The 13,664-nt window shown below is 42.7% G+C and carries 12 protein-coding genes; 2 read left to right on the top strand and 10 right to left on the bottom strand.

Going from position 1 to position 13,664, the window contains the following annotated elements:
- On the top strand, window positions 1-264 hold a 264-nt coding region (gene tnpA, locus LJE12_RS14770; protein ID WP_227292245.1), incomplete at its 5' end, for an IS200/IS605 family transposase.
- A 196-nt stretch (window positions 265-460) separates the two neighbouring features.
- Here the strand turns inward: tnpA and ttdB are convergent.
- The 3 genes from ttdB to LJE12_RS14755 all read right to left on the bottom strand — a co-directional run bounded on the left by ttdB (window position 461) and on the right by LJE12_RS14755 (window position 3,425).
- On the bottom strand, window positions 461-1,093 hold the full coding sequence (gene ttdB / locus LJE12_RS14765; RefSeq protein WP_055052527.1) for a L(+)-tartrate dehydratase subunit beta: 633 nt from the start codon (window positions 1,091-1,093) through the stop codon (window positions 461-463).
- 15 nt (window positions 1,094-1,108) lie between these two features.
- Window positions 1,109-2,014, bottom strand: a complete 906-nt coding sequence (gene ttdA, locus LJE12_RS14760; protein WP_055052528.1) for a L(+)-tartrate dehydratase subunit alpha — start codon at window positions 2,012-2,014, stop codon at window positions 1,109-1,111.
- A gap of 145 nt (window positions 2,015-2,159) precedes the next feature.
- On the bottom strand, window positions 2,160-3,425 hold the full coding sequence (locus LJE12_RS14755) for an SLC13 family permease (protein ID WP_055052529.1): 1,266 nt from the start codon (window positions 3,423-3,425) through the stop codon (window positions 2,160-2,162).
- Between the two features lie 395 nt (window positions 3,426-3,820).
- Between LJE12_RS14755 and LJE12_RS14750 the strand changes: the two genes are divergently transcribed.
- The gene (locus LJE12_RS14750) at window positions 3,821-4,723 is read left to right on the top strand and encodes a LysR family transcriptional regulator (protein WP_227226616.1); all 903 of its coding nucleotides are present in this window, start codon (window positions 3,821-3,823) and stop codon (window positions 4,721-4,723) included.
- A gap of 20 nt (window positions 4,724-4,743) precedes the next feature.
- Here LJE12_RS14750 and LJE12_RS14745 read toward each other — a convergent pair whose 3' ends face one another.
- The 7 genes from LJE12_RS14745 to ftsE all read right to left on the bottom strand — a co-directional run bounded on the left by LJE12_RS14745 (window position 4,744) and on the right by ftsE (window position 13,581).
- Window positions 4,744-6,867, bottom strand: a complete 2,124-nt coding sequence (locus LJE12_RS14745; protein ID WP_227226617.1) for a SulP family inorganic anion transporter — start codon at window positions 6,865-6,867, stop codon at window positions 4,744-4,746.
- Window positions 6,868-6,886: 19 nt separating this feature from the next.
- The gene (locus LJE12_RS14740; protein ID WP_227226618.1) at window positions 6,887-7,360 is read right to left on the bottom strand and encodes an NADAR family protein; all 474 of its coding nucleotides are present in this window, start codon (window positions 7,358-7,360) and stop codon (window positions 6,887-6,889) included.
- A 246-nt stretch (window positions 7,361-7,606) separates the two neighbouring features.
- Entirely contained in the window at window positions 7,607-9,544 is a 1,938-nt protein-coding gene (locus tag LJE12_RS14735; protein ID WP_331466193.1) for a bifunctional metallophosphatase/5'-nucleotidase, read from the bottom strand.
- 94 nt (window positions 9,545-9,638) lie between these two features.
- On the bottom strand, window positions 9,639-10,508 hold the full coding sequence (locus LJE12_RS14730; RefSeq protein ID WP_161276527.1) for a DegV family protein: 870 nt from the start codon (window positions 10,506-10,508) through the stop codon (window positions 9,639-9,641).
- 223 nt (window positions 10,509-10,731) lie between these two features.
- Complete coding sequence (locus tag LJE12_RS14725) at window positions 10,732-11,922, bottom strand: S41 family peptidase (RefSeq protein WP_055060603.1); 1,191 nt, start codon at window positions 11,920-11,922, stop codon at window positions 10,732-10,734.
- 80 nt (window positions 11,923-12,002) lie between these two features.
- The gene (ftsX, locus tag LJE12_RS14720; protein WP_227226619.1) at window positions 12,003-12,908 is read right to left on the bottom strand and encodes a permease-like cell division protein FtsX; all 906 of its coding nucleotides are present in this window, start codon (window positions 12,906-12,908) and stop codon (window positions 12,003-12,005) included.
- Window positions 12,898-13,581, bottom strand: coding sequence for a cell division ATP-binding protein FtsE (gene ftsE / locus LJE12_RS14715; RefSeq protein WP_022380148.1), 684 nt, complete (start codon window positions 13,579-13,581; stop codon window positions 12,898-12,900). The genes ftsX and ftsE overlap by 11 nt, the downstream gene beginning before the upstream one ends.
- Window positions 13,582-13,664 lie beyond the last annotated feature (83 nt).

Raw genomic sequence — 13,664 nt, 5'->3', positions numbered from 1 at the left:
ACTCGTGGCTACGAAATAATTGCTATGGAAACAGACAAAGACCATATACATTTTTTGTTAAGTTATGATACAACGGATAGAGTATGCGACATTGTTAAAATTGTAAAGCAGGAAACAACATACTACTTATGGCAAAAGTATAATTCGGTCTTATCAAAACAGTATTGGAAGAAAAAAATATTTTGGTCAGATGGTTATTTTGCTTGTAGCATTGGAGAAGTGTCATCAGCAACTATACAAAAATATATTGAGAGTCAGGGATAATAGATAACGATTTACAAGGCTCCTCCCACCGCCTAAAGGCAGTGGGTTTCCGCCTATGACAAACGAAAGGATTTATTTATGAAGAAAATCTGTGAGCCACCTTTTCTTTTCATCTTAGATGATGTTTATCTTTTTTTATCTTTGAAACAATAAAGAAGAAATCGTACGGTTTTTACTTTTGTAAAACTGAAATGCATTATTTAATAAACTTAACTTCCGGATAAATAGCCTGCTTAGCGGCTTCTTTTCTCTCATTGAAGATAACCTTGTTTTCTTCAAACAGGTTGCGGCCCTGTGCATCGATAGATACGATCAGTGGACCAAATTCTTTTACTTTGTTGCACCATAAGGTCTCAGGCATTCCAAGCTCATCCCAGTGATGTTCTACGATCTTCTCAACCTCTGTTGCAGCTACTACTGCACAGCCAGCCGGGAATACACAGTGGATCGCACCAAACTCTTTACATGCACGCTCTGTGTTCGGTCCCATTCCGCCTTTTCCAACGATTACTCTTACACCTGTAAGCTTAGTAAATTCATACTCAAATTTCTCCATACGCATGGAGGTTGTCGGTCCAACGGAAACCATTTCATAGTCATCTTCTGTTCCCTCAATTTTACGAACGATTGGGCCAGCGTGGAAAATTGCTTTGTCCTTGATATCATATGGAAGTTCTCTTCCATACTCAACCAGACGGCGATGTGCCACATCACGGCAGGTCATCAGATCTCCGTCCAGCCATACAATATCACCGATTTTGATGTCAGCCAGGTCTTCTTCACTGATTGGTGTAATAAGAACTTTTTTATCTCCTCTGATTTCGATCATGTTTTTTCCCTCCGATTATGCGTTGAATTTCCATGTGGAATGTGTATCACAGGTTACTGTAAGGTCAGAATTTACGATCAGGTGACCGCGGCGGTGTGACCAACAGCCTACATTTACTGCTACACCGATTGTAGATGGATGACGGGCTGTATTCTCGATATTAACACCCATTACAGAATATTTTCCACCCATTCCCTGCGGTCCAAGGCCAATTGCATTGATTCCGTCTTCCAGAAGTTTCTCCATTTTTGCTGCGTTTGCGTTATCATTGTGAGAACCGATCGGACGCATAAGTGCTTTCTTGGAATTGAGGGCTGCTGTCTCTACAGATGTTCCTACACCTACACCTACAAGAAGCGGAGGACAAGCATTCAGTCCATAGGTTGTCATCTGGTCAAGAACGAAATCGGTAATACCTTCGTATCCTGCACCTGGCATAAGTACCATTGCTTTTCCCGGAAGAGTACATCCGCCTCCTGCCATGTATGCGTAAATCTCACATTTATCACTATTTGGAACGATGTCCCACCATACAGTCGGAGTTCCTTTTCCAACGTTTTTCTTGGTGTTGTACTCGTCGAAAGTTTCTACAGAGTTATGTCTTAATGGTGCTGCAAAAGTAGCCTGTACAACAGCTTCTTTCAAAAGGGCTTCCAGCTCGTTGATGTACGGGAAATTAGTTCCGCATTTCAGCCAGAACTGAAGAACTCCTGTGTCCTGACAGCTTGGACGGTTCAGTTCTACAGCCAGTCCCTGGTTCTTGGTCATTGTCTCATAAAGTACTTTTGGGAGTGCTGCACTTTCCTGAGAGCCAAGTTCTTCCAGTTTTTCTACTACGTCGTCCGGTAATTTTTTTCCGATGTGGGCAACAAAGTCTGCTACCATGTCTGTTAATACTTTAACTCCATTTTCCTTAGTCATGATTTACCTCCTGATCATTCAATGGTTTAGGGTTGTTTGGCTTTTAATTTTGGGTTATTTATCTAAAGCAGCATGTTTTCTGCTTTATTTCTATTGATACATTTACATTAAGCGGAAAATCTTCCGTCTCATATGGTTTATCCTCTCACGGATAGAACGGGAACAGAACAGGCAAAAGGATCATACAGATCACGAAGGATACCAGAATCAACGGTAAACCTGATTTCACGTAATCCTTGAATTTATATCCTCCAAGTCCTACTACCATAGTGTTTGCAGGCATTCCAATCGGTGTTGCATATGCACAGGAGCCTGCGATAACAGTTGCGATAACAACAGCTCTCGGATCCGCACCAAGGTTGTTTGCCAGAGAAACTGCAATTGGGATCATCAGTGCGGTTGTGGCCGTGTTTGACATGAAGTTTGTCAGTGCACAGGTTACAATGAATATTACCAGAAGAAGCACGATCGGGTTCGGGTCTGCACCCAGAAGTCCTACGATCTTATCTGCTATCAGTTCACCGGCACCTGTTGTGTCCAGGGCTTTGGCAAGTGTAAGAGATCCTCCAAAAAGGAATACTACTTTCAGATCAATGGAAGCCAGTGCTTCTTTTTCTGAAAGAACTCCAAACAGCACCAGAATGATTGCTCCGATGCATGCAGAAATCTCAATGCTGACTCCAATCTGTTTCTCAAAAATCATTGCAAGAATCACAAGTATCAGAACTATCAGTGAAACAGTCTGTTTCCATTTCGGTACATCACTGAAATCTTTCTGTTTTTCAACAGTTGCCCCTACAGCCCCTTTTCCATCCGGAAGAAATCTGTATCCAATGAAAACGAAGTAGATAATTCCTACCAGAAGCATCGGGACTCCCACCGGTGCATACATGAAAAAGCTTGTGGAAAGCCCCATTTCCTGAAGTGCGTTTACACCCATCAGGTTTCCGGGTGCGCCAATGATGGAAAGGTTTCCGCCAAGTGCTGCTGCAAATACCAGCGGCATCAGAAGGCGGCTTCTTGAATAGCCGGATTCATCGGCGATTCCACAGACTACAGGGATCAGCACTGCTGCTGTACCTGTGTTGGATAAAAATCCGGACATCACACCTACGATTACCATGATTGCAATGATCAATGTTCTTTCTGTTCTGGCAAATCTGGTAACCAGACCTCCGATTTTATTTGCCATTCCTGTTTCAAATAGTGCCTGGCCTACTACAAACATGCCAACACAAAGGATTACGTTACTGTTTACATACTGTGAAAACGTTGTAGATACATCCACTACTCCGGTGAGTGTCAATCCGATTGCACAGATCGAAGCTGTAAGCCCAAGTGGTATCTTTTCGAGGATGAAACTAATGATCGTAAACACAAGAAATAACAGTGTGATTGTTTGTTGAGACATTTTATTGATCTCCTTTCACTTTTTTCTGTGATTTCATTTTTTATTTTGCTCTTCGCTTTTGTCTTACTTATCTGTCTTTTTTTTATTAATCTCTCTTGAAAGGTACCGGCCGTGCACGTTTCCTTTGATGAGTTTATTATAAATCATGCACGTATAAAAAAACAAATTAATGGGTTGCATATCCCCATAAAAAATTTTTATAATCTCAATTTTAGCAGGTTTTTTTTATGCAATATTACTACATTAAAAAAAACTTTAGAAATAAATATGGAAATTATGATAGGTATATGGTATTTTTTATTTGAAGATAACTTAAAGCAGTTTCAGAAAATACTATACTTGCTATAGAAATGACATATTTCGACACATTACAACGAACTTAGAGGAAATTACTTATGACACTTAACCAACTCCGTTACTTTTGCACAGCCAGCCGCTGCCACAGTATCACAAAGGCAGCCGAGGAATTATACGTTACTCAACCCACTGTGTCCGTGGCCATCCGTGACCTGGAAATTGAATTCGGCATCAGCCTTTTCTATAGAAAGGGAAACCGACTGATTCTTACCGAAGAAGGCGAAGAGCTTTATAACAAAGCTACCTACATTCTTCAGTACTGCACCGAGCTTCAGGCAGATTACTCCAGTATGGCGAGAGTAAAACCCCCTCTTCGTATCGGAATTCCGCCTATGCTGAGCACCGTCTTTTTTCCTGAGCTTCTCATCGCATTTCATGACCAATATCCGGAAATCGCTGTTGTTCTGGAGGAATATGGCTCTGTCCGTGCCTGCAATCTGGTACAGGATGACACTCTGGATCTGGCTCTGGTAAACATGGAACAGTATAATATTGATAAGTTTAACAAGGCTCTCCTGGCCAACGACCAGGTTGTTTTTTGTGTGAGTGATGACCACCGACTGGCAGACAAAGAAGTTGTGACCACAAAAGAAATGTCTAAAGAATCTTTGATCTTTTTCAATGCCGATTCCGTACAGAACCAGTTGTTGAAAACACGCTTTGAAACGGACGGTTACGTCCCGGACATCGTCATGCGCAGCAGCCAGATTTATACCATTTTGCAGCTAGTAAAGACCTGCAAGTATGGCAGCTTTCTCTATTCCAGCATGACTGATAAATTTGCCTCTTCTGGCATAAAAGGAATTCCCCTCAGTCCACCCATCCGCATAAAAATCGGAATCGTATGGAAAAAGGGGAAATACATCAGTGACAATATGCAGAAATTCCTGAACTTCACCAGGATGTACTACCGGGAACATCCGCTGATTCAGAAGCTCTGATTTGTATGCCAGACTGCTTGTTATTTTAACCTGCTATCTTTCTCACGCTGTTTTAAGACCAGAGCATACACATCCGGCCATTTTCTCTCAAGCTGCTCATCCAAAAGCCGCCTGCGCTCCTCGAACATTGCCACCAGCTCCGGATGCTCTTTCATCATCTGTTCCCGGAGTTTTTTTCGATGCTTCTCAAAACGTACGGTCAATTCCTGTTCATCCTGTCCGGAAATCTTTACAATTTCTTTCATATGCTCTTCCAGATGCTCAATCCATGCATCTGCATCAAGTTCATCCATATGATTCCACTGACCATGGAGCAGCTCCTGCATATCTCCGTTCTCTTTCAGCTGTTCAATCTGCAGACGGATCTGTTTCTCTATCTCTGCCTCAGAATCAGAACCAAAAGCCCAGACAAATTCCTGTACACTGTTGTCCACACGCTTTCTGAACGGAGAACGTTCTGTATTATCTACATTGCCCTTCAAAGGATAAGGATAATGGATTCCCATATCCTTCAATGCCACATGTATAGTCCGACGCACACGTCCCTCTTCGATCATAAATCCAAGTCCCAGTGCGCGCATCTGTTCATTCAGCTCAGCGATATGCTCTGTTATGTAGAAACGAATTCCTCTTGACTTCAGAGAACGATACAGAATTGCAAGCCTGTCTGCAGCCGTAACATCAATGCTACCAATCCCGCTGGCATCCAGAATGACTGCTTTGGTATCCGATCCAATGGCATTCTCAATATCCTGCTGTAGAATATCTATATTTGCAAAAAACAGGCTGCTGCTGAATCGGTAGATCACTACTCCCTCAATCTCACAGTTATGCAGACTTTCCGTAAGATCTTCGAAATGTCTGTGTCCCGGCTGCACTCCCAGAAAACAGCGTGCCGGTTTCGCAGTACGGATGATCATCTCGGCAAAGGAGAGAATAATACCGATCAATACTCCATTGATGGTACCAAGCGTCAGCACTCCCCAGAATGCGCCCCAGTAAATCAGGCATTCCTTTTTGCTGATTTTCCTCAGACGTACAGCCAGATCAAATTCCGTTGCCCCCAGAAGTGAGGAAATTACAATTGCAGTCAGCATAGGAACCGGCAGATAAGCAATCAGCCCGGTTGCTCCCAGAAGCACAAGAATCATGGAAATTCCTGCAACAATTCCGGTCAACTGTGTTTTTCCCTGGTACTGTTCACTGATGGCGGTACGTGACACCGAACCGTTGATCGGACAACAGCCTGTCAGAGCTGCTGCCAGATTTCCCATGGAAAAGGCTACCAGCTCCTGGTTAGCATTTACCCTGTAACCATTTTTCTGTGCGAAGCTATTCTCACCAAGTAAAGTTTCCGCCATGATCACTACTGCAATTGACAGACTGTAGATGACCGCTTCTTTTAGACCAATGGCAGAGAAATCAGGAATACTCCATACAGGCAGCCCCGGTTCTACTGCATCCAGTGTACGGATTCCCCAGTTGGAAATCGGGACGAAATAGGATAATAATACACCTGCTGCCATCAGAACTACTACCATAGGAAACTTGGGCAGGATTTTTTTCATCACCAGAAGGATGACCAGAGAAACCAGACCTAAAATCAGGGAAGGCAGATTGATCTGCCCTAATGTAGCCCAGATATGCTCTGCCAGCTCCGACAATTCTCCGCTTCCTGCAGTTCCGCCCATTAATTTGGGCACCTGCATGAGAATGATCGTGGTGCAGATACCTGTGATAAAGCCTCCCATTACAGGTGCGGAAATATAGTTTACCAGTTTTCCTGCTTTTAAAAATGCAAATACAAACAGCCAGACTGCCACAAAAAATGTGAGCACCGGCACAACCGCCATTGCCTGTTTCGAACCACTCTGGATTCCCATTTCCACCAGTGCCGCCCCGACTAACGCTGCAGGTGCTGCATCCACTCCGAAGATGAACTGAGGCGATGTGGAAAACAGCCCAAACAAAATGATTGGGAATACAGAGCCATACAGTCCATAAACCGCCGGAAGCCCCGCAATCTGGGCATAGCCCATGGAAATCGGGATCGAGACAGCCATAATGATCAGCCCGGTGAGGATGTCCTTTGATAAATTTTTTCTGTCGTAATTTCGCAATGTTTTGGCTAACTCAAGGTGCATTTGTTTTATGTTCCTCCACTTATAACTGTTCTCTGACTAACATTAACGCATATCCCAGAAGATTGTTGCCTTTCCATTTGCTTCGCTCAAATCTGTTTGGATCTCCCATGGATAAACCTATTCCCCAGATCTGATCTCTTACTGCGCATTCAGCTAACACAGCATCACCTGTATCAACAAGTTGTCGTTTTAAGTCTGTGTTTTGACTGAATTTCGCTTTTAATCCCTCATAAACAATAAGCTGCCTTACACCATTCCAGACATTTTCATCATAGTTATGTACTTTACGACCTAATTTCTTAATCTCAGCAACATTATCTGTATGAAGTATGTCATTAGCTATTTCTTCATCATGAAAGCGGCATGCTTTCTGATACATCATAAACTGCTCCATTGACGAAAAATCTATTCCGTTGACTGTGAAATGACTAAGATACCAGTTGCTCAAATAGCCATTTTCTTCATCCGGGTTATGGAAACATATAACGTTCATTGCGTTTCACCTTTCTTTTCACAAAATGTTTGAAATAAATAATCTGCGAATCATCTTTACAATTCTTAAGTTGTATTTACTACTCTATCCTAACACAAAATGCAGAAATCTGCATCCACAATATGTCTACATTTTCATTCACTAATTGAATATTCGCTACTTTCCAGTATAAATATATACAGCAATATCATATGCATCCCGAAAGCCTTTTGCGATCATGTATGCGGTAATATTTATAGTAAAATGCTATCTCCTTCTTCTGATAATCTTTACAATTCCAAAGATCAGCAGCAGAATCACCCCAACAGCCACAATACATATTCCGACAATCGCTATGGCAAATTTATTCGGATGTTTTATCAGATTTATGATGTTTTTGCTGTTGTCTGCAACTTTTCTTTCGTGTGTTGTATCATAATATTCTGGCACATTTGCAATTCCGTCTTTGTCTGTGTCTTCAAAGGATTGCATGTATTCTGCGATTGCAGCCCAGGCTTTCAGTTCTTTTTTTCCATCCATGACTGCATAATCTTCCAGGTTCTCTATGGGATTGCCGTTTTTATCTTTGGGGACAATGGATATCAGACCATAGGATTTGTCCAGAACAGAGCCAAGCATACGGCCAGTGTACAGGTCGGTGACAACATGATACAATTTATCGTCCTGTATTTCTTCCCTTTCCCCGTTCTTGCCTGTCAGATAACAGTCTGTTACTTTATTTAAGATCATTCGGTGGGGATTATAGGTGAAATTCATTCCACTGCAATATAATCTGGCTATTGTCATAAAATCTGAAATGGAGGCATCTACCTCTGCCACAGTTTTCAGTTCTTTTCCCGTTAAATATGCACTGATCAGAGGATAACCTGCAAGCCCGTCTTTTCCTGTTCCCAGCGAGAAGGAATTATATACCTGCTCCACTGTTATATTGCCTTTTGTATAAGTATCCCTTACAGTTCCGGCAGGTACGATTGCAACATCTACTTTTTCTCCGTCAGATTCTTCTGTATTCTCTACTGCATATACATAAGCATCTGATATGATATCTCCCAGATTTAACTCCTCATGCTTTGTTTCCATCTCACTGAGGCTGTTAAATTCAATGTCATTCTCTGCCAGAATTTCCTCTCTGGTGTAACCAAAATTGGAAAGATAATTGGTGTCAACAGTATCTGACAATTCATCTATTTTCTTCTGTGTGGCTTCATCTGCTTTGATTTCATCCGTAACCGGAACAAGCTCATAGGTATCCGTTTCCCACCGTCCATTCTCTTTCTGAGTCATGGAAAGTGTTCCCATGTTTTTCCCATATTCTCCACAGGATACGATGCAGGTATCTCCCTGCAGGATTGGTTCTGCCAACTGTGTGTGGGTATGTCCGCTGACGATCAGATCAATGTCCGGAACATTCTTTGCAAGGATTTCGTCCTCTGATACTTTTTCGTCCTCCCATGTTCCGCTGTGTGATACACAGGCGATCATGTCTACATCTTCGTTCTTCTTTATTTCCTCTACTGTTTTTTTTGCTGCTTCTGACGGATCTTTGAAAAGAAGCTCGCAGGTAGGAGCGCAATCCAGAGAATCCTTGCCGAAAACACCCAGTACTGCAATCTTTACATCGCCTTTTTGAATTATCGTATAGTCTTTTACTCCATATGTCTGAAATGCTTCATAAATCTGTTTCTGCCCTTCACTGAATCCGGCTTTTTTCATTGCATCCCAGTCCACATTACACACAACCATCCCGGGAAGGTTTTCGCCTGAACTGACTGCGGCGTTCAGCATATTTGCCAGACCATCGGAGCCGTAATCAAATTCATGATTTCCCAGAGTTGTCACATCACAGCCCAGATATCCAAGCATCCGCAGTTCGGCGGCCTCTGTGTCATATACAGTCTGTATCAGAGTTCCCATGGAGAAGTCTCCGCCATCCAGTATGAGTGTATCTGTATTCTCTTTCTCGTGCTCATTGATCAATGTTTTCAGCCGGGCAAACCCACCGGTCTCCTGCTGTGTCCCGTCTACAATCGTTTGAAAGCTGTTCAAATGAGAATGCAGATCATGGGTGAACAGGATATCTAGATGTTTTGGCTCCTCTGAGGCGTTTACCTGATATCCTGTCAGTCCTGAAACGCTCAGCATAAATATAAATGTGAATGCGAATGCTTTTTTTAATAATTTCATAAAATTCTCCTGTAATATCAAAAGTGGTTCCACAGTATCATTTATCTTCCCGCAGGATAATGATACCATGAAACCATTTTACAAAAAAACTAATTTATCTTTCATCTCCCACAAAGAACAAAGCCATTGTTCCCGGACCTGAGTGAGCGCCGATGGTGGCTCCTACCTGATTCATGATAATCGTGTTGATCTGGTATTTTTCTTTTACTTTCTCTGCCACATAATTTGCATCTTCTTCGCAGTCGCCATGACTGATAAAGATGGTATGGCAGGTGTCATGATAGCTGCCGATTTTCTCATCCATAAGCTTTACCAGCTCCTGAAGGGATTTTTTACGGCCGCGGACTTTTCCGATGGCAGTGAGTTTTCCGTCGTTGTCTACATGAAGGACCGGTTTAATATTCAGCATACTTCCTACTACTGCAGTAGTTCTGGAAATGCGGCCTCCGCGGTATAGGTGGTTTAAATCGTTGACTGTAAAAAGGTGTACCATATGAAGCCTGTTCTCTTCTGCCCATTTCGCAACTGTCTCCAGATCTTCTCCCTGCTCTTTCTTCTCCTGTGCAAGGTAAACCAGAAGCCCCTGACCAAGGGAAGCGCCAAGAGAATCTACCACGATGATCTTGCGGTCCGGATAATCCTCCATCAGTTCCTCTGCTGCGATACGGCTGCTATTGTATGTACCGCTTAAGGCAGAGGAAAATGCAATATGAAGAATATCTTTTCCTTCTTTCAGGTAAGGCTCCAGCAGTGCTTTTGCATTTTCAGGATTTACCTGTGCTGTGGTTGGCATGGAACCGTTTCTCATTGCCTCATAAAATTCATGCTCCGGAAGGAAATTTCCATGTGTATAATTTTTTCCATCCATGGAATAACTGAGATACATGCAGCCTACTCCATGGTCTTTGAGATATTCCTCCGGAAGATCTGAATTGTTGTCGGTGGTGATCACATATTCGCTCATGTTGTCGCCCTCTTTTTCTGATATTTTTCACTTTCTGCCCATTAACTGTTTAACCGAATCAAGTAAGTCCCCTGCTTCAATTGCGAATATCCGCTTGACTATTTTTTCAGTTACGAAGCAAAATCCGCTGCCTGCTCAGTAATGGGCTTTTCATCTATAATAAAAATACTTCTATTATAAATACAGCTACATACAGTATAGCATCAAACTATCAGCCAAACAACTACTTTTCCTTCTCAACTGCCTTAATCGCCTCCTGCAGCTGATTATCCTCATCATGGGTGATCTCGTCTTTATTCTTATTCAGCAGGCTGGTATCCAGAGAAACCTCTATATCAGGTTTGATTCCTGTTTTGTTGATGTTGTTTCCTTTTGGAGTGTAGTAGTTGGCAACAGTCAGTTTAATGGCACTTCCGTCTGAGAGCTGGCGGATGGACTGTACCACGCCTTTTCCGTAAGTAGTTGTTCCGACAATCGTTCCAATACCATAATCCTGCACTGCACCGGCAAAAATCTCTGATGCACTGGCGCTGCTTTCATTTACCAGGACTGCAAGCGGAATCCGGAGTTCGTTTTTGCCATCACATTTTTCCTCTTCTCTGTTTCCGTCCTTATCTTCGGTGTAAACGATCAGTCCTTCCGGAAGGATTTTCCGCAGGACATCACAGACAGAATCAAGAAGTCCACCCGGATTATCGCGGAGATCCACGATCATTTTCTCCATTCCCTGTTTTTGCAGGTCATCAAAAGCTTCCTGATACTGTTCGCCGGTAACGCCTGTAAACTGTGTAATACGGATGTAGCCGATTTTAGAATCCAGCATTTCATGGAAAACAGACGGTAATTCCACATCTGTGACAGGGACTGTGATTTCCATGGCATCTTCTGCACCTTCTCTGTGAACAGTAAGCACCACACTGTCTTTATCTGAATTGCGGACAATGTCTGCAACATCAGATACTTCATCCTCTGTAATATCTTCCCCGTCAATGGCACTGATGATGTCCCCTTCCTCCAGTCCTGCTTTTTCTCCGGGACCGCCCTCATAGCATTCAACAATCTTTACTCCGCCTTCTTTGTTCTTCTCCATAAGAATGCCGATCCCCACATAGCTTCCCTCATTGGAAGAATTCTCAGAATCGTATTCCTCTGCTGTATAATATCTGGAATAAGGATCATCCAGCCCATAGAGAAGACCTGCATAAAGCCCTTCCTGAAGCTTTTCTTCATCCTTATCTCCCAGATAGTATCTGTCGATCAGCTCTTCAAGATATGCCAGCTTTGATGTACACTTGCGATCACCAAGAGCTGTTCCTTTTGCTGCAAGACCTGTTCCCGCAAAGGCACCTGTACCGATGCATGTCACAACCAGTGCTCCTGCTACTGCACCTTTCCAAAATTCTTTATTTTTCATGTCTGCACTCCTGTAAAAAAAGCCACCGGTTTATGATATGATATCATTGTTCCGGCAGCTTCATGCTTATCTGCTTTTTATTATACTCTTAAATGCTTTCTTGTTGTAAAGAAACTTCCGATCAGTCCGATTCCGATTCCAAGTGCCAGTCCTATAGGAAGCAATGTCTGGTAAATCTGCCATACCGGGATAAAATCAACCACACCGGTCAGCACATTAAATTTGTTCAGAATATAGGATACCGCTGCATTATAGCAGAAATAAAGTCCGACCAACGGTATAGCAGCACCGATAACTCCCAGCACAATGCCTTCCAGAAGGAATGGAGCTCTTACAAATGCATCGGTCGCTCCTATGTACTTCATGATTCCGATTTCTTCCTTACGAACTGCAATACCGACAGATACTGTATTGCTGATCAGGAAACTAGAAATGATAAGTAATAATGCTATGATTGCAATGGAAACATAGGAAACCAGTTTATTGACATTTCCCAGTGTCTTGGCTGCTTCCTCGGACTGATTTACCAGACGTACATGTTTCAGCCCTTCTATATAAGAAACCAGCTCTGACTGTTTCGTGATATCGTTCATGTATACACTGTAGTTTGCCTGGTTTGCAAGCGGATTGTCATCTTTAAATCCGTCTGCCGCTTCAGATCCCTGGAAATATGTCTCTTTAAATTCTTCCCATGCCTCATCAGCGGATGTGAATTCAATTTTCTCTACTTCCGGGCGTTCCTTAATTTTCTTACCGATTGCCTTGATCTGTTTGTTCGTTGTTCCTTTATCAAAGAATACTGTGATCGGGACTTCCTGCTCTACTTTATGAGCAACATTGTTTACGTTATTCACGATAGAGAAGAAAATGCCAAACAAAAAAATACAGGCAGCCATGGTAATGATAGATGCCAGGGAAAACATCCAGTTTCTCTTAATGTTCTTGATACCCTGTTTCAGGGTATACCATATTGTGCTAGGCCTCATGATATTCTCCCTCTTTCTCGTCACTTATTATGGAACCTTCATGCATAGTAACTACACGTTTCTTCATTGCATTTACGATCTCTTTGTTGTGTGTTACAACAAGGACTGTGGTTCCTCTGTCATTGATCTGCTCCAGAAGCTTCATGATTTCCTCGGATGTCTTAGGATCGAGGTTACCTGTTGGTTCGTCTGCCAGAAGAATATCAGGACGGTTTACCAGAGCTCTGGCCAGTGCTACTCTCTGCTGTTCTCCACCGGAAAGTTCATCCGGGAAGGATTTGTATTTGACAGCAAGTCCAACTTCCTGAAGTACCTCCGGGACACGTTTACGGATTACTCTTGTGGGACGGTTGACTACTCTCTGGGCAAACGCTACATTCTCATATACATTTCTGTCTTTCAGAAGACGGAAGTCCTGAAATACTACGCCCAGCTTACGGCGGTATTTGGCTACTCTTCTGTGTTTCATTCCTTCCAGACGTTCCCCGCTTACGATGATCTGGCCGGATGTGGAATCCAGCTCTTTCATAAGAAGTTTAATCAGGGTTGTTTTTCCTGAACCACTGTTTCCTACTACAAAGACGAATTCACCTTTATCTATATGTAAGTTCGCATGGTTCACTGCCGGAAGGCCGGGACCATAGGACTTGCTTACATCTATAAGATCTATCATAGATTTTTCCTCCAATGGGTTAATGAATTTGTAACATTATTGTAATGTATGTTTTTGGGGATTGCAAGAGATTTTTGAGGATT

The sequence above is a fragment of the Blautia sp. DFI.6.71 genome (assembly GCF_020593585.1).
Classification (GTDB): Bacteria; Bacillota; Clostridia; order Lachnospirales; family Lachnospiraceae; genus Blautia_A; species Blautia_A wexlerae.
This window is presented reverse-complemented; position numbering and strand designations above follow the sequence as displayed.